Here is a 21959-nt window from a genome sequence, read left to right as displayed (position 1 = left end):
GTGGAGGACGGGACCTCAGGTGGAGGCCAGGGGCACGGCCGCGGTCAGGACGGCCCGCGCCGCCCCGGCCGGGCGCGTGCGCGGGAAGTAGTGGCCGCCGTCGGGCAGCTCGTGCAGCTCGACGTGGTCGGCCAGCAGTCGCCAGTCCCGGTGCCGCCGCGCGTAGCCGGCCGTGTGCGGGTCGTCGGCGGCCACGACCACCGTCACCGGCGCGGACAGCCGGACCGGCGGCGGGGAGGCGAGGGCGGCCAGCAGATAGCGGTGCGCCGCCAGACAGTCGTGCCGGTAGGCGGCGCCGATGTGCTCGGCGTGCCGCTCGTCCAGCTCGGCGAGTTCGGTGTAGCCGCTGTCCGCGGCCAGCCGTGCCGCGATCTCCGCGTCGCCGCGGCGGCTCAGCTCGGCGACGGCGGCGCCGCGCTCGGCGGCGGTGCCGAGCAGCTGCGCGCCGAGGAACACCCGGGTCACCCGCACGCCCCGCTCCTGGAGCCGGCGGGCCGTCTCCAGGGCCGGGGCGGCGCCCGAGGAGTGCCCCCAGAGCATGACCCGGGTCAGGCCGCGCGCGGTGATCTCGGCGGCGACCCGTTCGGCCACGTCCGCGATCGGCGCGAACGGCTCGCGCCGGTCCGCGAGGTCGTGCCCGGGCAGGTCGACGGCGAGGACCGCCGGGCCGCCGCCGGCCAGCGCCGCCGCCATCGGGCGGAAGTTGACCGCGTTGCCGCCCGCGTACGGGAAGCACACCAGCGCGCCGTCGAGCGTGCCGTCCGCCTCCGACAGCGGTTGCAGCAGCTCCGGGCGGGACCGGCCGGCGCCGTCGAGGAGGGCGGCGAGGTCGGCGAGGACCGGATGGCGGGTGATGTCCTTCAGCGAGACCGCGCGGTCCAGCGCGACGCTGAGCTTCACGGCCGTCAAGGAGGTGCCACCTGAATCGAAGAAGTGGTCCGCACGGCCGATCCGCTCCTCGGGCACGCCCAGCAGCCGCGCCCACACCGCCGCCAGCCGCCGCTCGGCGGGGCTGAGCGCGTCCGCGCTCCGGGCGGCGCGGTCCGGCGGCGCGGCCGGCTCCGTCCGCTCCGCCAGCGCGGTCAGCGCCTTGCGGTCGATCTTGCCGTTGGCGGTCAGCGGAAGGCTCTTCCGCCAGTGGAAGGCCGAGGGGACCATATAGGCGGGCAGCGCCGCCGCGACCGCCTCGCGCAGCGTCCCGTCCGGGATCCGCCGCCCGGTGTGGAAGGCGATCAGGTGCTTGTTCCCGCCGCCCCGCTCCGCGACGACCACCGCGCCGTCGCGCACCCCGTCCACCCGCAGCAGCGTGTTCTCGATCTCGCCGATCTCGATGCGGAAGCCGCGGATCTTCACCTGGTTGTCCCGGCGGCCGAGGAACTCCAGCCTGCCGCCGGGATGCCAGCGGCCCAGGTCGCCGCCCAGGTACAGCCGCTCACCGGGCCGGTACGGGTCCGTCCGGTACGCCTCCCGGGTCCGCTCGGGATCGTTCACGTACCCACGGCCCACACAGACGCCGGAGAACGCGATCAGCCCCGGGGCGCCCAGCGGCACCAGCGCCAGGTGCTCGTCCACGACGTACACGCGGACGTTGCCGACCGCGCGGCCCAGCAGCACCCGCTCCGGCACGCCGTCCAGCACCTCGTGGTTGGTGTCGTCCGAGGTCTCGGTCAGCCCGTAGGCGTTCAGCAGCCGGATTCCCGGCTGGAGCGCGAACCAGCGCTGCACCAGCTCCCGCTTCAGCGCCTCCCCGGTCACCGACACGCACCGCAGGTCCGGCAGCGCGCGCGGATGCTGCTCCAGGTACGCGCACACCACCTCCAGATAGGAGGGCACGACCTGGGCCACGGCGACCCGGCCGCGGACCAGCGTGTCCACGAACCGCTCCACGTCCACGATCACGTCCTGGCCGACCAGCAGCGTCCGCCCGCCGGTCAGCAGCGCGGACAGCAGTTGCCACAGCGAGATGTCGAAGCACTGCGGGGCGGTCTGCGCCACCACCGAGCCCTCGCCGATCCCCAGGTCGTCGATCTTGGCGTAGAGGTGGTTGAGCAGGCCCGCGTGCTCGCACATCGCCCCCTTCGGCTCCCCCGTGGAGCCGGAGGTGAAGTAGATGTACGCCAGTCGGCCGGCCTCGATCGCGAGCCCGGGGTCGGTGTCGGCGGGCGCTTGCGCGTACGCCGTCTCCACCGGCAGTTTCGCGGTCCCCGGTACGGCGGCCAGCGCCTCGTCCAGGGTGCGGCTGCCGCCGGAGCCGGTGAGCACCAGCCGGCAGTCCGCGCGGGTCAGCATGGCCGCGATCCGGCCGGCCGGGAAGTTCGGTTCGACGGGCAGGTAGACGCCGCCCGCCTTGAACACCGCCAGCGTCGCCGCCAGCCAGTCGAGATCGCGCTCGGTGACGACGGCGACCACGTCCTCCGGGCCCACTCCGCGCGCCAGCAGCGCGTGCGCCAGCCGGTTGGCGCGCGCGTTCAGCTCTCCGTACGTCCACGCGCGCTCGCCGTGCACGGCGGCCACCCGCTCCGGATGCTCCCGCGCCCGCCGCTCGAACACCTCGTGCGCGCGGGCGTCCGGCAGCTCCCGGTGCGGTCCCGCCAGCCCCTGAAGCTGTTCGCGCACCTCCTCGGCCGACAGCAGGCTCTGCCGGCCGTGATCGGTGTCCGGTGCGGTCGCCAGCAGCCCGAGGGCCGTCAAGTGGTAGCCGCCGACGCGGGCGGCGGCGGCGGAGTCCAGCACGTCGGCGCGGTGCCGCAGCCGCAGCACCAGGCATCCGCCCCGGTCGTACCAGCGGATGTGCAGCACGCCCTCACCGGTGTGCGTCCCGTCGGCGCCCAGGGGCCCGAACACCACCTCGTACGGCGGCCCGGCCAGGCCCAGTTCGCGGCGCAACGCGGCGACCGGGAACTCGCGGTGGGCGAGCACCTCCGCCTCGGCGCGCTCGGCGGCCGACACCAGGGCCCGCCAGGACCCCGGCGGGACGGTCAGCCGGCACGGCAGCGGCTCACCGCGCACTCCGGCGGTGTACCCGGTCACCACCTCCGGCTCGCCGGACAGCGCGGCCAGCACCTTGGCGTGCGCCGCCAGCAGCACCGCGCTCAGCGGGAGCCCCGAGCGCCGCACCAGGGCGCGCACCGCGGCCGTCACGTCCTCGGGGACCGCGGTCTCCCGCTCCCGCCACCGCGGCACCGGCTCCGGGGCCCAGCGCGGCACGGTGGTCGCGCCACCGGCGGTCAGCACCCGGCTCCAGTACTCCCGGCCGGCTTCCACGCGCGTTTCCATGGGATGACCTTCCTCACCTGGTGGCGGCCGTGGCGGCGCCGGTCGTCTTCGGGGCCGGGGCGGAGGGGCCGCCGCCGGTCTCCGGCATGTCCACGGCCGGATTGCCGCCCCACCGCGCGCCCGGAGGGATCTCCTCGCCCTTCATCAGGAAGGAGTCGGGCGCCAGCACCGCGCCGTCGCCCATGGTCACGCCGTAGTGCACATGCGCGGCGACGCCCAGCGTGCAGCGGGCGCCGAGCGTGATGCCGTCGGACTTGAAGGTGCCGTCCTCCTGCGAGTGGCACTGGATCTTGCTGCCGGCGTTGAGGGTGCACTCGTCGCCGATCGCGGCGAGGGTCCGTTCGGTGATGAAGCAGCCGTCGTCGAACACCCGCTTGCCCATCCGCACTCCCAGCAGCCGCCACACCAGGGCCTTGAACGGGGTGCCGTTGAAGACGTTCAGGTACTGCACCGGGACCTTCCACAGGCGCTCGTGCAGCCAGAAGTTCCGGTCATAGATGGAGCACAGCTGCGGGCGCAGCGGGCGGAACGCGGTCATGCAGCGCTCCACCAGGACGTAGTACGCGGTGGACAGCAGCAGCGTCAGCGCCAGGTACAGCGCGATCACCACGTGGCCGACCACGCCGTACAGCTCCACGGAGACCAGGGCGAACAGCGTCAGCAGGAAGACGTGCAGCCAGCGCGCGAACAGCATCCACGCCATGGACAGCAGGTTGTAGCGGTTCTTCGCGGACAGGTGGCGGCGCAGTTCCTCGCCCGTGCGCAGGTGGTCGAACCGGGCGTCGCGCTCCACCGAGCGGGGGATCTCGAAGCACGGCGAGCCGAGCAGCCCGACGTTGGTGCGTATCTCGCCGTCGAGCGGTACCAGCACCTTGGTCGCCAGCAGGCAGTTCTCCCCGGTCCGGCCGCCCGCCGGATAGGCGATGTTGTTGCCCAGGAAGTTGCGCGGCCCGATCGCCGCCCGGGACAGCCGGAAGGACGTGCTGGAGTACTCCGCGTTCGCCAGCGACAGCCCGTCGGCCACCATCGTCCCGGTGCCGACGGTCACCAGGAACGGCGTCTCGTGCTGCACCTCGGTGCCGAAGTTGGACCCGGTCTGCTCGACGCGCGACAGGTCGTAGCCGAGCCGGCGGAGGTAGTACACGATGTACGAGCTGTCGCCGAACAGCCAGGTGAAGAACTTGATGTTGGTGATGCGGGCCGCCGTGCGGTGCAGCGTGTACTGCAGCCCGTACAGCGGATAGACCCGGTCGGGCCGCACCAGCACGCGCAGCAGCCGCGGCACCGTGTACAGGGCGGCCAGCCCCGCGCCGACGAAGCCGAAGAACACCACGAGCGAGACGGCCAGCGCGTCGGGTATCAGCTCGGGCCGGCTCAGCGAGGCCGTCTGCGGATCGAGCCGCTTGCCGATCGCCGGCAGCCCGGTGAACACCATGTACACGCCGCCGAGGGCGATCGGGAGGTAGACGAACAGCAGTTGCAGCAGCGTGAGGGTGCCGTAACAGGCCCGGCGCGCGGTGCCGCACCGGGCCGGCGGGACCCGTACGTGGTCCACCTCGGTGGGCTCGGCCGGGGAGCCGTGCCAGCGCTCGCCGTCCGGGACCGCCTGGCCGCGGTGCAGCGCGGAGGAGTGCCCGAGCTGGGCGTCGTCGCCCAGCGAGGTGTCGATGTCCAGGACGGTCTTCTCGCCGACGAACGCGTTCCGGCCGAGCGTGACCCGGCCGGTCTGGATACGGCCGGCGTACGCCCGGTAGCACAGGAAGAAGGAGTCCTTGCGGATCACCGTCCCGGCGCCGATCGTCAGCAGGTCGGTGCAGACCGGGACCGAGCGGGAGAGAATCGTGACGCCTTTTCCGATCCGCGCGCCGAGCGCCCGCAGATACAGCACATACAGCGGGGTGCCGACGAGGAACACCATCGGATTCGCGTGCAGCAGCACCTTCACCAGCCAGAAACGCACGTACGCCAGTCCCCAGACGGGAAACTCGCCCGGTTTCCACCGGCCGACGAGCACCCATTTCGCGAGGACGGGAAAGGCGCACAGCGTGAGGAACGCGACGCTTCCGAACAGCAGCGAACGCAAGTAGACACCGCCCGGACCGGAACCCTCGGAGATCCACTCGTATCCGCCGGCGGCTATGTATCCGTAAAAGAGGGAGTAGACCAGGAAGACCAGCAGCTGGAACGCGCCGCACACGTGGTGGTGGAGCGGGTTCACCCGGGTCACCGGGGCCGGCGCCGGCGTCACAGCGGGCGCGGGCGCGGGGTCCGCCGGGGTGTCGCCGTTGGGGGAGGCCGGTACCAGGGCCTCGGCCAGGCCGCGGATCGTGGGGTGCCGGTAGATGTCCCGTATGGAGGGCGAGGGCAGGTCCGGTATTTTGCGCAATCGGGCGCAGAACTGGGCCATGACCAGGGAATTGGCACCCAGATCGGTGAAGAAGTGGCTGTCGGCCGGAATGTGGTCGGCCTCCACGAGTTCCGCCAGTGCCGCCGCGAATTTCCTCTCGGTCTCCGCCCTGGCCGGCCCCTTGTCGCTCATGGTGACGGCGGGTTCGTCCGGCCCGGATATCGGAACCTCGGAGGACTGCTCCACCATTCGATCTCCTGAGGACGTGTGGATCGCCTGTGCCGTCCGGATCTTTTTCGATCACGAACCGCCGTTCTCAGTCTGGCGAGCCGGACGGCACCCTGCCACTCAACGAGACCGCCGTGCCCGCGGGAAAAGCGGCCCCGGCACCGCACACTCCGGTTTCCCGCACCGGTGCCGTCCCACGGTTCACCCGATCGGCGGGCCTCCGGACGCAGCAACGACGGCCGGAAACGGCGGCGGGGGAAACATCGGCCGGAATCGACGGCCGGAATCGACGCCCGGAATCAGCGGCGGTAAACGGCGGCGGAAAAAGACGGCCGGGGCCGGTCCCCGACGGGACCGGCCCCGGCTCGCCCGCCCGGGCGGGCGGCGGTCAGCCGTCCTTGCCCATGCTCCTGCGCACCATGTCCTTGGTGCGGTCCATCAGCGCGGCCACCGGCCCGAGCGCCATGTTCTTCGCCGCGGACTCCACACCCGGGTGCGGATGCGTGGGCGCCATGGCCTCGGCGGCCTTGACGGCCTTGGCCATGGCGGCGAGGTTGGTGACGTCGGTGCTGCGCCGGATGTGCGTGAACTCGTAGCGTTCCTCGGCCCGCGCGTGCTCCTGGACGTCCGTGCGCAGCCGCATCAGCCGCGGCAGGAACTCCGGATCGTCGGTGTCCGTCTCGTCCAGCGCGGCCAGCTCCTCCTTGGCGGCCCGTTCCTCCGCGAGCCGGTCCCGGACGACCTGCTCGCCGCCGGGCACCCCGTGCCGCACGAAGGGATGGACGACCTCCTCCTCGGCGGTCTCGTGCACGGCCAGCAGCCGCACCAGCCGCCGGAACGCGTCGCGCCGCTCGTCCCCGGTCGCGGCCTCCACCTCGTCGAAGAGATTGCGGATGTCACCGTGCTGGCGCATCAGCAGCGCCACCACGTCCGTGTCCTTGGCCCCGTCGTCACCGGCCTGCGGAGTGTGCAGCTCGGACATGTCGGCTCCCTCACTTCTCACGCATACGGGGGTCGGGGTGCTCGCCCTCGGACTGGACGCGGTACTCGCGGCCGAACATCGCGTCGTGCTCCGCCATGACCCGCTCGCTCGGCGGCTCCTCGCCGCCGTGGATCCGCTCCTGCATCTTCTCGAACCGCTCGTGCGCCTCGCGCACATAGCCCGCGCCCAGCGTGGTCAGGTCCATCTGGGTGTCCAGCAGATTCCGCAGGTACTGCTTGTTCGGCTCGAAGGTCAGCACGTTCGGCAGCTCCGGTGCGAGGACCTCCTGCGGCTCCCGGCCGTCGTAGCTGCGCATCAGGTCGCAGGCCGTGTGCAGGTGCTCCAGCTCCATGTTCAGGTGCAGTTCCCAGACCGCCTTGACCTTGGGGTCGCTCTCCTGCTCCATGAAGGAGTAGTAGAGGTAGCACTCGTTGTACTCGTGGTTGACCAGCTGCTCCCACCAGGTCTCGCCCGGGTCCACCAGGGACTCGTAGTGGGTGACGTGCTCCTCCTCGATCAGCCCGATCTCCTGGTACAGCTGCCGCGCGATCGGCTCCATGTAGGTGGGGCCGGTGTTCATGTAGAAGTTCATGGTCTGCTGCTCCGCGGACATGATCGTCAGCGCGTGCAGCTTCGACAGCGGGCTCGCGACCGTCTTGTCGTAGGGGTCGCGGACGTTGTCGTACGGGTCGCGGTGGTGGAACTTGGTGGGCCGGCCCGGCATGACCTCGGTGAGGTTGTCGACGATCGACTCCGCCTTGCGGTGCTCGATCATCTCGTACAGGTTCGCGTACCGGTACAGGTGGTCGAAGTCCTCCAGGACCCCGAACTCGTACGCCTGCCGCAGATACGGGTCCGGCTCCATCCGCGCCACCCACGCCGTGAGGTCCACCGCCACCTGCTCGTAGGCGATGGTCGTCTCCAGCACCGAGGAGACGCCGGGCAGCAGCCAGTTGACCACCTTCTGCTGCTGGGCCTCGATGTAGCGGGTCCGGGCCAGCTGCCGCTTCACCTCCGGGTCGGCCGTGTTGCGGGCGAGCTGATGGCTGAAGAGGATCGCCTCCACCTCGATGCCGTTCATGGTGATGATGCGGCAGCGGGTGTACGGGTCACAGCGGTCGGGGTCGATCGGCTGGACGTTGAGTTCACGCCAGTTGCGCACCTGACGGTCCAGCGGGATGCCCCGCTGCTCCAGGGGATTGAAGGTCATGGAGGCCACTCCTGTGACGATTCGGGGGCGGTGGGGTGCCCCCGTCGCCGCACCGTGGGCGGACGTCAGGGCACCGGGTTCATGTTTCAGCCGGGCGACCGCCCCGGCCACCGCCCACGCCCGGACGGCCGGAGGCTTCCTCCGTTCGTGCGGTGCCCTGGGCTGTTCGCTGTGTGACCCGGCCTGCCGCGCCCGCGCCCGGCCCGCGCGTTTCCGGCCGTCCGGGCGGGGGGACCCGGCGCCCGTGGTGGCGTACACGGCGGAGCGGCGGGTGCGGCTGCCGGTGCCGTGGGCCGGCCGGCTGACACAGACGTCCGTCCACTGGGCCCACCCGGCACAGGCGGTGCGGGCACTGGTTCCGAAGCCTCTGGTGGTGGAGGAGTACGACGGCAGCGCCTGGGGCGGCCTCACCCCTTTCGTGATGGCGGACGTCCGCCCGGCCGGCGTACCGGCCCGGGTGCCCGGGCTCCCCACCTTCGCGGAGACCGGCCTGAGGACCTACGTCCGGCACCCGAACGGCCGGGACGGGCTGTGGTTCCTCTCCCTGGAGGTCGCCTGCCCGGTCATCCCGGCGGCGCGGGCGATCGGCGCGCCGTTCCACCGCGGCGCGCTCCAGGTCACCCGGGGCGGAAAGACCGTCCGCTACACCGGCCGCAGGCGGCCGGGCCACGCCTCCTGCCGGCTGGCCGTCCGCTCCGGTGACCCGATCGAGCGGCCCGCCGAGCGGGACGTCCGGCTGACCTCGCGCCGGCGGGCGTACACCCGCCGGCTCGGTCTGCTGTGGGAGACACCCGTGGCACACGAACCCTGGCCGCTGGCCACCGCCACCGTCGAGGAACTCCGGGAGACGCTGACCGCCGGCGCGGGCCCGCCGGCGCCCGCCGGCGAGCCCGTCGTGCACTTCTCGGACGGAGTCGGGCAGGTGTGGATGGGCGCCTCGGTGCCCGCCCGCCGACGTCCTGGGACCGGGCCGGCCGGCACCGTGGGAGGCCGCGGATGAGCCGGGTCCGCCGGCCGGCCGCGCGCCGCCGGACGGTGCGCTTCGAGGGCTGGATCGCGGGCCTGGGCACCTCCCGCGGCACCCGTGCCGTGCTCGGCCACTGGCAGCGGTCGCCGTTCGGCGCGTTCAGCGACGTGATGCTGGAACTCCCGGACGGCGAACGCCTGCTGCTGACGCCGACGCCGCAGACGGCGGCCTTCATCGGCGGCACCTACGTCTTCGACACCGTCCGCGTCGTACCGGTGCGGGTCGGCATCGCGGACGGCACCTGGACCGTCGGCGCGGGCCCGCTCCGGCTGTGCTTCGTCACCGGGCCGCGACCGCCTCTGGGCCTGCTGCTGCGGGCCGTGCCCGGCCCGCTCGCCCGCCGTCCGGCGTGGAGCGCGCTCACCGACGTCCCGGCCCGCCTGCTGCTGCCCGGCGTCCGCACCCGGGGCAGCGCCCGGGCGGGCCGCCGCGAGTGGTACGGCGCACGGGACCTGCGCACGGTCCGCGCGCTCTGCGGGTCCTTCGCCGGCACCGACCTCGGCGGCCTGGCACCGGTCGAACCGCCCGTCCGCTTCGGCTTCGGCTCGGTGCCGAGGCGGCCGTCGCTCACCCGCGTCACGACGACGGTGGAGCTGGGAGCGGGGTGAGGAGCGCCGGCCGGAGCATCCGGTACAGCCCGCTGAGGGAGGCACCGTGGACGGCACGCCGGACGGGAGCGCGGGCGCGGGACGGCGGTGGCGCGCGGTGCCCGGCTTCACCGTGGTGGGCGGCCTGGCCGCTGGTGCACGCGGTGCTTCGAGCGGGGCTTCGGGCCGAACACCGATGCGGGGCTCCGGACGACGACGGGCGGGCCGGCCCGGCCTGCTCCGGCCCCGCCGAGCAGGCCGCGGACCCCGGGGGAGCGGCCCACGCCCGCCGCACCGACCCTGCCGGCCGTCGATCTCGTCCGCGTCCCCGGAGGCGCCTTCGCCCGGAAGAGGCCGGCGAGGCAGCCGGCCGGCCCCGCCGCGGCGGCGCGGCGGGGCCCCGCGGGTCACTTCGTCGCGCCCTGGGCGAAGCCGTTGTAGATGTAGCGCTGGAGGAAGAGGAAGACGACGAGGGTCGGCACGATCACGAGGATCGTTCCGGCCGAGATGTTCTCCCAGTGCGCGCCGAACGGGCCCTTGAAGCGGAACAGCGCGGTGGAGATGGTGCCGAGGTCCTCGGACGGCATGTAGAGGAACGGGATGTAGAAGTCGTTGTACACGGTGATTCCCTTGATGATGACCACCGTGGCGATCGCCGGCTTCAGCAGGGGCAGGATGATCTTCCAGTAGATGGTGAGGGAGTTGGCCCCGTCGAGCCGCGCGGCCTCGTCCAGCGACACCGGGATGCCGCGGATGAACTGCAGGAAGATGTAGATCGACACGATGTCCGTGCCCATGTACAGCAGGATCGGCGCCCAGATGGTGTTGAACAGCCCGAAGCTGTTGACCACTTGGAAGGTCGCCACCTGGGTGGTGACCCCGGGCACCAGGGTGGCGATCAGGAACAGCGCCATGACCGGCTTCTTCGCCCGGAAGCGGAAGCGGTCGATGGCGTACGCGGTCATCGACCCGATGAGCACCGTGCCGGTGATGGAGAACAGCAGGATGACGGTGGTGTTGACGAAGGCGGACAGCATCTTGCCGTCGTTGAACGCCGTCACGTAGTTGCCGAAGTTCAGCCAGTCGTCCGGCAGCGACAGCGCACCGCCGTCCGCCACCTCCTCGGAGGTCTTCAGGGAGGTCAGGAAGACGACGACGAGCGGCACCAGCACGACCAGCGAGGCGACGATCAGCGACAGGTAGGTCAGCGCGGGGCCGATCCGGCGGCGGGCGGGCAGGGGCGAGGTCATACGAGGTCCACCTTCTCGTCGGGCACGAGGCGGCGCTGGATCCAGGTGATCAGCAGGATGATCAGGAGCAGGACGACGGCCGCCGCCGAGGCCAGACCCGTCTTGTTGAACTGGAAGGCGAGCTTGACCGTCTGGATGACGAACGTCGTCGTGCCGGTCGCGCCGCCGGTCATGATGTAGGGGATCTCGAACACCGACAGCGAGCCGGAGACCGCCAGGATGACGCTCAGGCTGAGCACCGGCCGGATGCTCGGGGCGATGATGTGCCGGAACTGCTGCCAGCGCGAGGCCCCGTCGAGCTGGGCGGCCTCGTACAGCTCCGCCGGGATCGACTGGATCGCGCCGAGGAACAGCACGAAGTTCAGTCCGGTGAACCGCCAGACGGACACTCCGGCCAGGGAGGTGTTGGCCGACTCGGGATCGCCGAGCCAGGCGTGGTCGGAGCCGGCGCCGAACCAGGACAGCACCGAGTCGAGCGTGCCGCCGTCCTGGAAGAAGTACAGGAAGACGAAGCCGATGGCCACGCCGTTGATCAGGTAGGGGAAGAACAGGATCCCCTTGAACAGGTTGCGGAACCGCAGGTCGAAGCTGAGCACGGTCGCGAAGTACAGGGCGATCACGATCTGCACGGCCGAGGCGGCGAGGTAGTAGAAGCTGACGAAGAACACCCGGAACAGCTCGGGCCGGGTGAAGATCTGCTCGTAGTTGTCGACGCCGGTGAAGTGGCGGTCGGGGCTGACGCCGTCCCAGTCGGTGAAGCTGTAATAGATCATGTTCCCGACCGGCACGTACGTGAACGTGACCAGCAGGGCCAGGGGAACGGCCAGGAACAGCCAGGGGGTCAGCCGGCGCAGCACGCGCCCGCCCCGGCGGCTGCCGTCGGGGGCGGGTGCCGTGCCGGGCGATGCAGCGGCGCGGGGCACCTTGGCGGGTGCCGTGTGGGTCGTCTCGGTCATCTCGGCCTTCCGTCTGCGCGGGTGATACGGCGGCGGCGGGCCCCGTCCGGTGCGGACGGGGCCGGCGGCGGCGTCCGGTCGAATCGGTCGGGTCCGGCGCCGGCCGGGAACCGGCGGGTCGGGACCGGCACCGGCCCCAGACGGCCGGTCCGGTCCGGCACCGGTCAGGAACCGGCGGTCCGCGCCGCCTCGTTCCACCGCTTGTCCAGGTCCGCGAAGAAGTCGTCGAGGCTGCCGTGCTGCGCGCCGCGGGCCAGGTCGATCAGCTTCTGGCGGTAGTCGGGCTTGTTCAGACCGATCTCGGCCGCGTTGTCGATCGCGTTGACCTCGCCGGTCTTCACCTCGGAGCGCTCCTGGAAGCTGACATCGTTGTCAACGAAATCCTTCAACGTGCCGGGCATGGGAGCGGACTTCAGGGCGGGGACGGCGCCCTCCTTGGCCGAGTAGCCCGACTTCTGCGTGAACCAGTCGATCCAGGCCCGCGCCGCCGCCTTGTGCGAGGAGTGCGCGTTGACGGCCTGCTGGTAGTCGGAGGCGAGGACGGCGCAGTACTTGCCGTCCTTCTGCACGGGGAACGGCATGAAGCCGATGTCGTCCGGGTCGGCGCCGGCCTTCTCGGCCGCGTCGCGCATCTGGGTGATGGCCCAGGAGCCGAGCTGCATGGTGGCGACCTTGCCCTGCGCGATCATGCCCTTGGAGGCTTCCCAGTTGGTGGTGTTGGGATCCTTCTCCGACAGGCCGCCCTTGACGACGTCGTAGAGCAGGGAGTCGATCACGTTCAGCTCGCTGCCCTCGCGCCACGGCGAGACGGCGCCGGCGAGCTTGTCGTTGGCCTTGGCGTCGCAGGTGACGGACCCGATGCTGTTGCTCCAGGCGGTCAGCGGCCAGCCGTCCTTGAAGTTCGTGTAGTACGGCAGGGCGTCCGTCTTCGCCTTGACGACCTTCAGGTCGGCGAGGAACTCCCGCGGGGTGGTCGGCCAGGCGGTGACGCCGGCCTTCTTCCAGACGGCCTTGTTGTAGACGAAGCCGTTGGCCGTGCCGAACTGCGCGATCCCGTAGACCTTGCCGCCCACCTCGGTCTTGTCGCTGAACCGGTAGGTGCCGCCGAGTTCGGCGGCGGTGCCCAGCGGGGCGAAGAACTTCGGGTAGTCGTTCTTGGCCACGGCGGCCGGGATCATCAGGACGTCACCGTAGTCGTCGGTGTTCATCCGGATCTTGACCTCCCCCTCGTAGTCGGTGAGGGCCTCGAACTTCACCTTCACCTCGGGGTAGACCTTGTTGAACTCCTCGGCGTACCGGGCCATCGTCCCGTTCTGCACGAGGTCGGTGCGGTGGGTGAGGACCTTGATCGTGCCCGAGGCGTCGGCCGGGTCGGCCGGTGCCTTCGCCGTCTCACCGGAGACCGTGCCTCCGCCGCTGCATCCCGCGACGGTCAGCACCGCGGCGGCCAGCAGCCCGCCGCGCCACCGACGCCCCGTGAACGTCGTGTTCTTCCCCATGTGCCCAGCTCCTCCAGGATTGCGGCTCAGCTCTGCGAGTGGGATGTCGGCACTATGTCAGCCGCTGGTGAACCGGTAAAGCTTCAATTTCCACCGTGATGCGCAATCGTTACCGTCAGGTGCGTCATGATCCTGTGACATGCGGATTCCGTTTCGCCTCGTTACGGTGGCGTAGCTAGACCGGTTTATGGACAGCTCTGTGATCAGCGCGTTAGGTTGTGCGCCGTTGTCCGTCGACCGGCCTGAGTCAGGCGATTGGAGCCGCACCATGAAGGACGTCACCCCGCTCACCGAGGGCTGGAGCCTGCGCCACGGGGAGGAACTGCTCGAGGCCCGGGTGCCCGGCTGTGTGCACACCGATCTCCTCGCCGCCGGGGCCATCCCGGACCCGTTCATCGCCCGCAACGAGACGGACGTCGCCTGGGTGGGGCGCCGCGCCTGGACCTATGTCCGCCGGCTCGGCCACGACAGCGGCCACGAACGCACCGACCTGGTCTTCGAGGGCCTCGACACGGCCGCGTCCCTCACCCTCGCCGACCGCCCCCTCGGCACCACCCGCAACATGCACCGCACCTACCGGTTCGACGTCACGGGACGCACCGGCGAACTGGAGGTCCGCTTCGCCTCCGCCTACGACGAGGCGGCGGCCGTCCGCGCGGTGACCGGACAGCGGCCCAACGTCTATCCCGAACCCAGCCAGTACATCCGCAAGATGGCGTGCAACTTCGGCTGGGACTGGGGGCCCACGCTGGTGACCGCGGGCATCTGGCGGCCGGTCCGGCTGGAGCACTGGTCCACCGCGCGCCTGGCCGAGGTGCGCCCCCTGGTCACCGTGGCCGAGGACACCGGCCGCGTCGAGGTACGGCTGCGCGTCGAGCGCACCGAGCGGGGACGGGACAAGCGGCTGCGCGTCACGGCCGAGGTGGCCGGCGTACGGACCGAGGCCGAACTGACCGGCGACGAGGCGGTCCTCGGCCTGGAGGTCCCCGACCCGCGCCTGTGGTGGCCGCGCGGATACGGCGAACAGCCCCTGTACGACCTGGACCTCACCCTGAGCGACGACAGCGGCCCGCTCGACACCTGGCACCGCCGGATCGGCTTCCGCACGATCGGACTGGACCGCTCCGCCGACGAACACGGCACCGGCTTCACCCTCGTCGTCAACGGCGTACGGATCTTCGCGCGCGGCGTCAACTGGATCCCCGACGACGCCTTCCCCTCCCGTATCACCCCCGAGCGCTACCGCACCCGCCTCGCCCAGGCCGCGGACGCGGGAGTCGACCTGGTCCGGATCTGGGGCGGCGGCATCTACGAGGACCACGCCTTCTACGACGCGTGCGACGAACTGGGCCTGATGGTCTGGCAGGACTTCCTCTTCGCCTGCGCCGCCTACCCGGAGGAACAGCCACTGCGCGGGGAGATCGAGGCCGAGGCGCGCGACAACGTTGTCCGGCTGATGCCGCACCCGTCGCTGGTGCTGTGGAACGGCAACAACGAGAACCTGTGGGGCTTCCGCGACTGGGACTGGGAGGAGCCGCTCGCCGGGGACTCCTGGGGCGAGGGCTACTACCTGGGCCTGCTGCCCCGCATCGTCGCCGAACTCGACCCCACCCGCCCCTACACCGCGGGCAGCCCCTGGTCCGGCTCCTGGGACCACCACCCGAACGACCCCGCCCACGGCACCCACCACTCCTGGGAGGTGTGGAACCGCCAGGACTACGCCGAGTACCGGGCGAGCGTGCCCCGCTTCGTCGCCGAGTTCGGCTGGCAGGCCCCGCCCGCCCTGACCACCCTGCGCCGCGCGCTGCCCGGCGAACGCCTCGCGCCCGACTCCCCGGGCATGCTGCACCACCAGAAGGCCGAGGACGGCAACGGCAAGCTGAACCGCGGCGTCGCCCGCCACTTCCCGCTGCCCGAGGACGACTTCGACCGCTGGCACTACCTGACCCAGCTCGTGCAGGCCCGTGCCGTCGCCGCCGGCATCGAGCACTGGCGCTCGCACTGGCCGGTGTGCGCGGGCACGATCGTCTGGCAGCTCAACGACTGCTGGCCGGTGACCTCCTGGGCCGCCATCGACGGCGACGGCCGCCCCAAGCCGCTCTACCACGAGCTGCGCCGCGTCTACGCCGACCGGCTGCTCACCCTGTGCCCGGACCCCGACGGACTGGTGCTCGCCGCCGTCAACCAGGCCGCCACGCCCTGGCGTACGACGGTCACCCTGCGGCGACTGGACGCCGACGGCGGCACGGTCGGCGAGGCCGTGATCGAGCTGGTCGCGCAGCCCCGCTCCGTCGCCCGGACCGCCGTACCCGAGCACCTCGTACCGGACCCGCGGACCGCCAGCGAGTTCCTGGTCGCGGACGCGGAGGAGCCCGCCGGCCCGAGCGGGGCCGACGGCGGGACAGGACTGCGCGCCGTGCACTTCCCCGTCCCCGACAAGGACTTCGCCTATCCCCGCCCCCGGTACGACGTCACGCTGGAGCCCGTTTCCGGACAGGGGGATAGAGTCGACGTCGTGGTGAGCGCCCAGACCCTCGTCAGAGACCTGCTGCTCCAGCCCGACCGGCTGGGTCCGGCCGCCGTCTGCGACCGCGGCCGGCAGACCCTCCTGCCCGGCGAGCGCACGCGCATCCGGGTCGAGGGCTGCGGCCCGGTCACCGCCGACGCCGTCAGGGCCGCACTGTTCTGCGTGGACATCGTGTGAGCGGGGCCGGGGGCCGCGTCACCATCAAGGACGTCGCGGCGCGGGCCGGGGTGTCCAAGGGGGCGGTGTCGCTCGCCTTCAACCACAAGCCCGGCGTCTCGGATGCCACCCGCGAACGCATCTTCGCGGCGGCCCGGGAGCTGGGCTGGGCCCCCAGCGCCACCGCGCGCAGCCTGTCCAGCCGGCGTGTCGACATCATCGGGCTGGCCCTGTGCCGGCCCGCCCGGCTGCTCGGCCTGGAGCCGTTCTACATGGACTTCATCTCGGGCATCGAGAGTGTCCTGGCGGAGCGGTCCTGCTCCCTGCTGCTGCGGCTGGTGCGCGACCTCGACGAGGAGACCGCGCTCTACCAGGAGTGGTGGCGCGGCCGGATGATCGCCGGCGCGATCCTCGTGGACTTCCGCGAGGACGATCCCCGGGTGCCCGCCCTGCAAGGGCTGGGCATGCCGGCCGTCGCCGTCGGCCACCCCTGCCTCACGGGCACGTTCCCGGCGGTGTGGACGGACGACGCGTCGGCGGTCGCCGAGGCCGTCCGCTATCTGGCGGCCCTCGGCCACCGGCGCATCGCCCGCGTCGGCGGCCCGTCCGACCTCGGACACAGCGCCATCCGGGCCCGAGCCTTCGCCGACACGACCCGGGAACTGGGCCTGGAGGAGGCGCGGCAGATCGCCACCGGCTTCGACGAGAAGGAGGGTGCCCGGGCCACCCGCACCCTGCTGCTCGCCGCCGACCGGCCGACCGCGATCGTCTACGACAACGACATCATGGCGGTCGCCGGCGCGGGCGTCGCGGCCGAGATGGGCTTCACCGTCCCCGACGACCTGTCGCTGCTGGCGTGGGACGACTCCCAGCTGTGCCGGATCACCCACCCGACCCTGTCGGCCATGAGCCACGACGTGCACCACTTCGGCGCCGAGGTGGCACGCGTCCTCTTCGACGTGCTCAACGGCGTCCCCACCGACGGCCACCAGGTACCGACCCCGTCCCTCACCCCGCGCGGCTCCACCGCGCCGGCACCGGGCGCGGGCGGGTAGGGGCGGGCCGCGGCCGGGGGCGGGCGGGCCGAACCGGTCGCGGCCCGCCCGGCCCCGGATGCGTCCGGCCCCGGGGGGTTCCACGGCTGGCGCGCGCGGGCTGTGTCACGGCCGGTGGGCCCAGGCTGTTCTGCGGCCGGTGTGCCCGGGCTGTTGCACGGCCGGCGTGCGCGGACCGGTGCTCCACGGTCCGCGCGCCCGAGTCGTGCGGAAGGGCCGCGTCCGGTGCGGACGCGGCCCTTCGGCGTGCCGGGTCGGAGGGTCAGCCCTTCGCGCAGGTGCCGCCGTTGAGGGTGAAGGCGGCCGGGACGCCGTTGGCGGTGGTGGAGGAGCCGTTGAAGCCGAAGCTCACGGAACCGCCGGCGGGGATCGTCTCGGTCCAGGACTCGTTGGTGGCCCGCACCTCGCTGCCCTGCTGCACGGCCTTGGCGTTCCAGACCGAGCCGAGCTTCTGGTTCCCGGGGAAGGCGAAGGCGAGCTGCCAGCCCTTGACGGCCGTCGTGCCGGTGTTGCGGATGGTGACGTCCGCGTTGAACGAGGTGCCCCAGTCGCTGAGGCGGTAGTCGACCGAGCAGCTCGCGGGCGCCGGAGTGGTGCCGCCGTCACCGAAGACACCGGCCTCCTTCGCCGTCTGCTTGATGCCGTCGGTGCCGGAGAAGATGCGCTGTCCCCAGGAGGTGAGGCGCGCGGCGTCGAAGCCGGTGGCCATGTCCAGGTACTCGACACCACCGCCGTTGCCGCTCCAGGACCAGCCGAGGTAGCCCACGCCGAGCTGCCGCGCGGTGGACATGATGGCGTCCTCGTCCGGATCGCCGTCCGAGTGCATGTTGCCGAATTCCCCTACGACGATGGGAAGACGCTGCGAGGTGAACCGGTCAAGGTAACTCTTGACCTTGTCGGCGGTGTTGAACACGCCGTACATGTGGATCGAGAAGACCGTGTTGCGCTCGGAGTCCGCGGCGAATACCTCCCCCGCGTGGTCGCGCATGGTGAAGGACCAGTCCTGGCCCCAGTTCGGGGCGTCCACCATCAGCGTGTGCCGGAATCCGGCCGCCCGCAGCCGGGCGATGGCGTTCGCGGTGTCGGAGGTCCAGGACGTGTAGCCGGAATTGCCGTACGGCTCGTTCCCTATGTTCAGGATGACGTACTTCTCCTGACCCTGTACCGCGTCCTTGACACCGATCCAGTAGTCCACGGCGCGGGCGAGGGTGACGGCTCCGGCCTGTTCGCCGTAGCCGGTGGTGTCGTGGGCCTCCAGGACGCAGACGAGCCGGTTCTGCTTGCACTGCGCGACGACGGCGGCGACGTCCGCGGTGTCGTTGCGGGTCCACCGGTCGCCGGTGGCCAGCACCACCCGCACGGAGTTGGCGCCCAGGGCCTTGATGTCCTTCAGTGCCTGAGCCGTCCTGGTGGGGTACCAGGCGTGTGCGTGGTTCACGCCCCGCAGGACGAAGTCGGCGCCGTTCGCGTCCAGCAGCCGGCCGTCGGCGACGTGGAAGCCCGGGGCCGCCTGGGCCTGGGCCTGGGCCTGGGGCTGCGCCTGGGCGGAGGACGGTGCGGCCAGTAGCGAGGCGGCGAAGGCCAGCAGCGCTCCCGCCGCGGTGGCCAGTCTCTTTCTCATCATCTGCTCTCCAAGTGATGGCGCGTGCGGCCGGGACGTCCGACGTCCGCGGCGGACACCACGCGCTGCTTTCGGCTCCGTGAAGGTGCTTCCGGCTCGCCGTGCCGGCACCGAACAGGCGCCGGCGGACCGGCAGGGACATGGGCGAGCCGGTCCGGAATCCCGCTGCCCGGGCGTCGGAATGCGGCTCACACCGGACAGCGGGACGACAAGTCACCGAGGAAGAACACCTATGGACGAACCCGCCGGAAAAGAAGTGGCGTGAAATGTCTTCATCGGTGGCTGGAAGAGAGGCTAGAGCGAGACGGTAGAGGTGACAACCATCTGAGCCAAACCGGTTAAGTTTAGCTGGAGTTCAGTTGACGTCATACACCTGTGGTGGCCCGGAACACCGTTCCCTCACCGGAGGCGGTGACCGCTTCTCCGGCCGGCACGAAGACGGAGGCCCCCGGCGGGAGGACGACCTCCTGCCCGGGTCCGGCGAGGCGGACCGCGCCGGCGGTGCACACCAGGATCTGGGGGCGGGACGCCGGCAGGACGCGGGCGCCGCCGCGGCCGTCCACGGCGAGGCGGGACAGCCGGAAGTCGTCGACGGGCGCCGGGTACACCTCTTCGCCGGCCGCCGCGCGCACCGGCCGCACCACCGCCGCCGGAAGCGCGTCGAAGCGGACCACGCGCAGGAGTTCCGGGACGTCCACGTGCTTGCTCGTCAGGCCGCAGCGCAGGACGTTGTCCGAGGCGGCCATGACCTCCACGCCCAGCCCCTTCACATAGGCGTGCGGCACGCCCGGCCCGAGGAACAAACCTTCGCCGGGCGCCAGCCGGACCTGCCGGACCAGCAGGGCGGCCGGCACACCGGGGTCATCGGGATGGGCGCGGGCTATCGCGTCGTACCCGGCGAAGGCGTCCCGCAGCGGTCCGGGCCGCCGGGCCGCCGCCGCCAGCGCGCCGCCGATCTCGGCGAGCAGGTCCGGCGGCAGGGCGAGGAAGGCCGAGAAGACCTCCCGCAGCGCGTCCTCCTCCGGCGCCGAGCGGAGTGCGGCGGCGTACGGAGCCAGCCGGTCCACCCGCAGGGCGTCCAGCAGTTCGGCGCACTCGCGCGGCGGACGGAACCCGCACAGGCCCTCGAACGGGGTGAGCGCGACGATCATCTCCGGTTTGTGCTGCGCGTCCCGGTAGGTGCGGTGAGGCGCGTCGAGCGGGATGCCCCGGGCGTTCTCCCGGGCGTATCCGGCGGCCGCGCGGGCCGGGTCGGGATGCACCTGGAGGGACAGCGGGGCGTCGGCCGCCAGCAACTTGAGGAGGAAGGGCAGCCGCGGCCCGAACCGCCGTACGGACGCGTCCCCCAACTCCCGCCGCGGATCGGCCTCGACGACCTCGTCGAGCCCCAGCGACCGGCCGCCGCGCTCCAGCCGGGACGGTGCGGCGGGATGCGCACCCATCCACAACTCGGCCTGGGGCGAGCCGTCCGGGGCGACACCCATCAGCTCGGGCAGCGCGGTGACCGAGCCCCACGGATAGGGGCGGACGGCGTTGGTGAGGCGGTCCATGGAGTGGTGGTTCCTTTCGGGCGGAGGGAGGCCGGCGGGGTGCGGACGGATCTCCGCGGACGGCCACTCTGCCCGGCGCCTGACAACGATGTCCAGATGAGGACGTTGGTTGAGTCTTTGTTTAGTAAATTACCGGAGGTATCACTCAATCTTTCCCTGTTCAGCTTTACAAAACCGGTTTACTCAACCAAGCTTCTGGCCGCAACCGCCGACGACAGATGGCAGGTCTCCCGTGAGCGACTTTCCCGCCTTCCCTCCCGATTTCGTCTTCGGCGCGGCCACGGCGGCCTTCCAGATCGAGGGCGCCACCCGCGAGGACGGCCGAGGGTCCTCCATATGGGACACGTTCGCGCGGCGCCCCGGGGCGGTGGCCGGGGGAGACACCGGTGACACGGCGTGCGACCACTACCGCCGCTACCCGGAGGACATCGCCCTGCTGAAGCGGCTGGGCGTGCGGTCGTACCGGTTCTCGGTGAGCTGGCCACGGGTGCAGCCGGCCGGCTCCGGCCCGGCGAACGCGGCGGGTCTGGCCTTCTACGACCGCCTGGTCGACGCTCTGCTGGACGCCGGCGTCGAGCCCGCCGTGACGCTCTACCACTGGGACCTGCCGCAGGAGCTGGAGGACAGGGGAGGCTGGCGCGACCGGGACACCGCGCACCGGTTCGCCGACTACGCGCGGCTGGTCGCCGACGCGCTCGCCGACCGCGTGCCCCGGTGGATCACCCTCAACGAGCCGTGGTGCAGCGCCTTCCTGGGATACGCGAACGGCGTGCACGCTCCCGGTGTCCGCGCCGGGACCCCGGCCCTGGCCGCCGCGCACCATCTGCTCCTGGCGCACGGGCTGGCCGTGCCGGTCCTGCGCGGAGCGGGCGCCCGGGAGACCGGGATCGCGCTCAACCTCGACCGCGTCCTGCCCGCCACCGACGACCCCCGGGACGTGGCCGCGGCCCTGCGCGCCGAGACCCAGCGCAACCTGATCTGGACCGAGCCGCTGCTCGGCGGGCGCTATCCGCGGTCCGAGGACGACACCTGGGAGGAGCTCGTCCGCCGGCAGACCTTCCGCCGCGACGGGGACCTGGACGTCATCTCCGCGCCCCTGGACTTCCTCGGCATCAACTACTACACCCCCTCCGTCGTCAGGGACGCGCCGTACCGCGACGCGGACCCCCGCACCCGTACGGCGGACGACAACCGTTTCGAGGGGGCCGGCATGCCGGAGGCCAGGCATACGGCCATGGGCTGGCCGGTCGCGCCGGACACCCTGCGCGACCTCCTGGTGGAGCTGAGGGAGCGCTACGGCGACGCGCTGCCGCCGGTCCACATCACGGAGAACGGCTCCGCGGAGGAGGACGTGCCGGACGCCGGCGGGACCGTCCACGACGCCGACAGGATCTCCTACCTGGACGGCCACCTCAGGGCGGTCGCCGCGGCGCGCGCGGAGGGCGTCGACGTGCGGGGCTATTACGTGTGGTCCTTGCTCGACAACTTCGAATGGTCGTACGGCTACGGGAAGCGGTTCGGTCTCGTGCACGTCGACTACGCCACTCAGCGGCGCGTTCCCAAGGACAGCTACCACTGGTACCGCGCCGTGATCGCGGCGCAGGCGTGAGGTGACCGCCGCGGACGCGGAGCGGGTGACGGAGGCGCGACGGACCGGCGTCCATTGGTATGGACATGTCCCACCAACC

14 protein-coding genes are annotated in these 21959 nt (G+C 71.8%); 5 read left to right on the top strand and 9 right to left on the bottom strand.

Annotation, left to right across the window (positions count from 1 at the left end; genetic code table 11):
• Positions 1-15: 15 nt before the first annotated feature.
• The 4 genes from SCK26_RS09125 to SCK26_RS09110 form a co-directional block, all read right to left on the bottom strand.
• Entirely contained in the window at positions 16-3276 is a 3261-nt protein-coding gene (locus SCK26_RS09125; RefSeq protein ID WP_318200775.1) for an amino acid adenylation domain-containing protein, read from the bottom strand.
• Positions 3277-3289: 13 nt separating this feature from the next.
• Positions 3290-5872, bottom strand: a complete 2583-nt coding sequence (locus SCK26_RS09120) for a Pls/PosA family non-ribosomal peptide synthetase (RefSeq protein WP_318200774.1) — start codon at positions 5870-5872, stop codon at positions 3290-3292.
• 367 nt (positions 5873-6239) lie between these two features.
• The gene (locus SCK26_RS09115) at positions 6240-6833 is read right to left on the bottom strand and encodes a hemerythrin domain-containing protein (RefSeq protein WP_318200773.1); all 594 of its coding nucleotides are present in this window, start codon (positions 6831-6833) and stop codon (positions 6240-6242) included.
• Between the two features lie 10 nt (positions 6834-6843).
• Positions 6844-8043 carry a hypothetical protein gene (locus SCK26_RS09110; protein ID WP_318200772.1) on the bottom strand — a complete coding sequence of 400 codons (1200 nt, stop codon included), beginning with the start codon at positions 8041-8043 and terminating at the stop codon, positions 6844-6846.
• 244 nt (positions 8044-8287) lie between these two features.
• On the opposite strand from SCK26_RS09110, the gene SCK26_RS09105 reads away from it, so the two are divergent.
• Both SCK26_RS09105 and SCK26_RS09100 read left to right on the top strand, forming a co-directional pair.
• A complete protein-coding gene (locus SCK26_RS09105) occupies positions 8288-9043 on the top strand; it encodes a DUF2071 domain-containing protein (RefSeq protein ID WP_318200771.1) in 756 nt (251 codons plus the stop codon).
• Positions 9040-9678, top strand: coding sequence for a hypothetical protein (locus SCK26_RS09100; RefSeq protein WP_318200770.1), 639 nt, complete (start codon positions 9040-9042; stop codon positions 9676-9678). The genes SCK26_RS09105 and SCK26_RS09100 overlap by 4 nt, the downstream gene beginning before the upstream one ends.
• 386 nt (positions 9679-10064) lie before the next feature.
• On the opposite strand, the gene SCK26_RS09095 is transcribed toward SCK26_RS09100, so the two are convergent.
• The 3 genes from SCK26_RS09095 to SCK26_RS09085 form a co-directional block, all read right to left on the bottom strand.
• Complete coding sequence (locus SCK26_RS09095) at positions 10065-10907, bottom strand: carbohydrate ABC transporter permease (protein WP_318200769.1); 843 nt, start codon at positions 10905-10907, stop codon at positions 10065-10067.
• Entirely contained in the window at positions 10904-11863 is a 960-nt protein-coding gene (locus SCK26_RS09090; protein ID WP_318200768.1) for a sugar ABC transporter permease, read from the bottom strand. Before SCK26_RS09090 ends, SCK26_RS09095 begins: the two co-directional genes overlap by 4 nt.
• A gap of 164 nt (positions 11864-12027) precedes the next feature.
• On the bottom strand, positions 12028-13362 hold the full coding sequence (locus SCK26_RS09085; protein WP_318200767.1) for an ABC transporter substrate-binding protein: 1335 nt from the start codon (positions 13360-13362) through the stop codon (positions 12028-12030).
• 268 nt (positions 13363-13630) lie between these two features.
• Between SCK26_RS09085 and SCK26_RS09080 the strand changes: the two genes are divergently transcribed.
• Both SCK26_RS09080 and SCK26_RS09075 read left to right on the top strand, forming a co-directional pair.
• Positions 13631-16066 (top strand): glycosyl hydrolase 2 galactose-binding domain-containing protein, encoded by a 2436-nt coding sequence (locus SCK26_RS09080; protein WP_318200766.1) that lies wholly within the window; start codon positions 13631-13633, stop codon positions 16064-16066.
• Positions 16063-17100, top strand: a complete 1038-nt coding sequence (locus SCK26_RS09075) for a LacI family DNA-binding transcriptional regulator (protein ID WP_318200765.1) — start codon at positions 16063-16065, stop codon at positions 17098-17100. The genes SCK26_RS09080 and SCK26_RS09075 overlap by 4 nt, the downstream gene beginning before the upstream one ends.
• A gap of 262 nt (positions 17101-17362) precedes the next feature.
• Here SCK26_RS09075 and SCK26_RS09070 read toward each other — a convergent pair whose 3' ends face one another.
• Both SCK26_RS09070 and manA read right to left on the bottom strand, forming a co-directional pair.
• Positions 17363-18724 carry a cellulase family glycosylhydrolase gene (locus SCK26_RS09070; RefSeq protein WP_318200764.1) on the bottom strand — a complete coding sequence of 454 codons (1362 nt, stop codon included), beginning with the start codon at positions 18722-18724 and terminating at the stop codon, positions 17363-17365.
• Between the two features lie 362 nt (positions 18725-19086).
• A complete protein-coding gene (gene manA / locus SCK26_RS09065) occupies positions 19087-20271 on the bottom strand; it encodes a mannose-6-phosphate isomerase, class I (RefSeq protein ID WP_318200763.1) in 1185 nt (394 codons plus the stop codon).
• Between the two features lie 232 nt (positions 20272-20503).
• On the opposite strand from manA, the gene SCK26_RS09060 reads away from it, so the two are divergent.
• Positions 20504-21880 carry a GH1 family beta-glucosidase gene (locus SCK26_RS09060; RefSeq protein WP_318200762.1) on the top strand — a complete coding sequence of 459 codons (1377 nt, stop codon included), beginning with the start codon at positions 20504-20506 and terminating at the stop codon, positions 21878-21880.
• The last annotated feature ends 79 nt before the right edge of the window (positions 21881-21959 follow it).

It is taken from the genome of Streptomyces sp. SCL15-4, from assembly GCF_033366695.1.
In the GTDB taxonomy this organism is placed as follows: domain Bacteria; phylum Actinomycetota; class Actinomycetes; order Streptomycetales; family Streptomycetaceae; genus Streptomyces.
This window is presented reverse-complemented; position numbering and strand designations above follow the sequence as displayed.

Bases quoted from the DNA above. Each gene is read 5' to 3' on its own strand.
- SCK26_RS09125 (WP_318200775.1), bottom strand. From the start codon at position 3,276: ATGGAAACGCGCGTGGAAGCCGGCCGGGAGTACTGGAGCCGGGTGCTG.
- SCK26_RS09120 (WP_318200774.1), bottom strand. From the start codon at position 5,872: ATGGTGGAGCAGTCCTCCGAGGTTCCGATATCCGGGCCGGACGAACCC.
- SCK26_RS09115 (WP_318200773.1), bottom strand. From the start codon at position 6,833: ATGTCCGAGCTGCACACTCCGCAGGCCGGTGACGACGGGGCCAAGGAC.
- SCK26_RS09110 (WP_318200772.1), bottom strand. From the start codon at position 8,043: ATGACCTTCAATCCCCTGGAGCAGCGGGGCATCCCGCTGGACCGTCAG.
- SCK26_RS09100 (WP_318200770.1), top strand. From the start codon at position 9,040: ATGAGCCGGGTCCGCCGGCCGGCCGCGCGCCGCCGGACGGTGCGCTTC.
- SCK26_RS09095 (WP_318200769.1), bottom strand. From the start codon at position 10,907: ATGACCTCGCCCCTGCCCGCCCGCCGCCGGATCGGCCCCGCGCTGACC.
- SCK26_RS09090 (WP_318200768.1), bottom strand. From the start codon at position 11,863: ATGACCGAGACGACCCACACGGCACCCGCCAAGGTGCCCCGCGCCGCT.
- SCK26_RS09085 (WP_318200767.1), bottom strand. From the start codon at position 13,362: ATGGGGAAGAACACGACGTTCACGGGGCGTCGGTGGCGCGGCGGGCTG.
- SCK26_RS09080 (WP_318200766.1), top strand. From the start codon at position 13,631: ATGAAGGACGTCACCCCGCTCACCGAGGGCTGGAGCCTGCGCCACGGG.
- SCK26_RS09070 (WP_318200764.1), bottom strand. From the start codon at position 18,724: ATGATGAGAAAGAGACTGGCCACCGCGGCGGGAGCGCTGCTGGCCTTC.
- manA (WP_318200763.1), bottom strand. From the start codon at position 20,271: ATGGACCGCCTCACCAACGCCGTCCGCCCCTATCCGTGGGGCTCGGTC.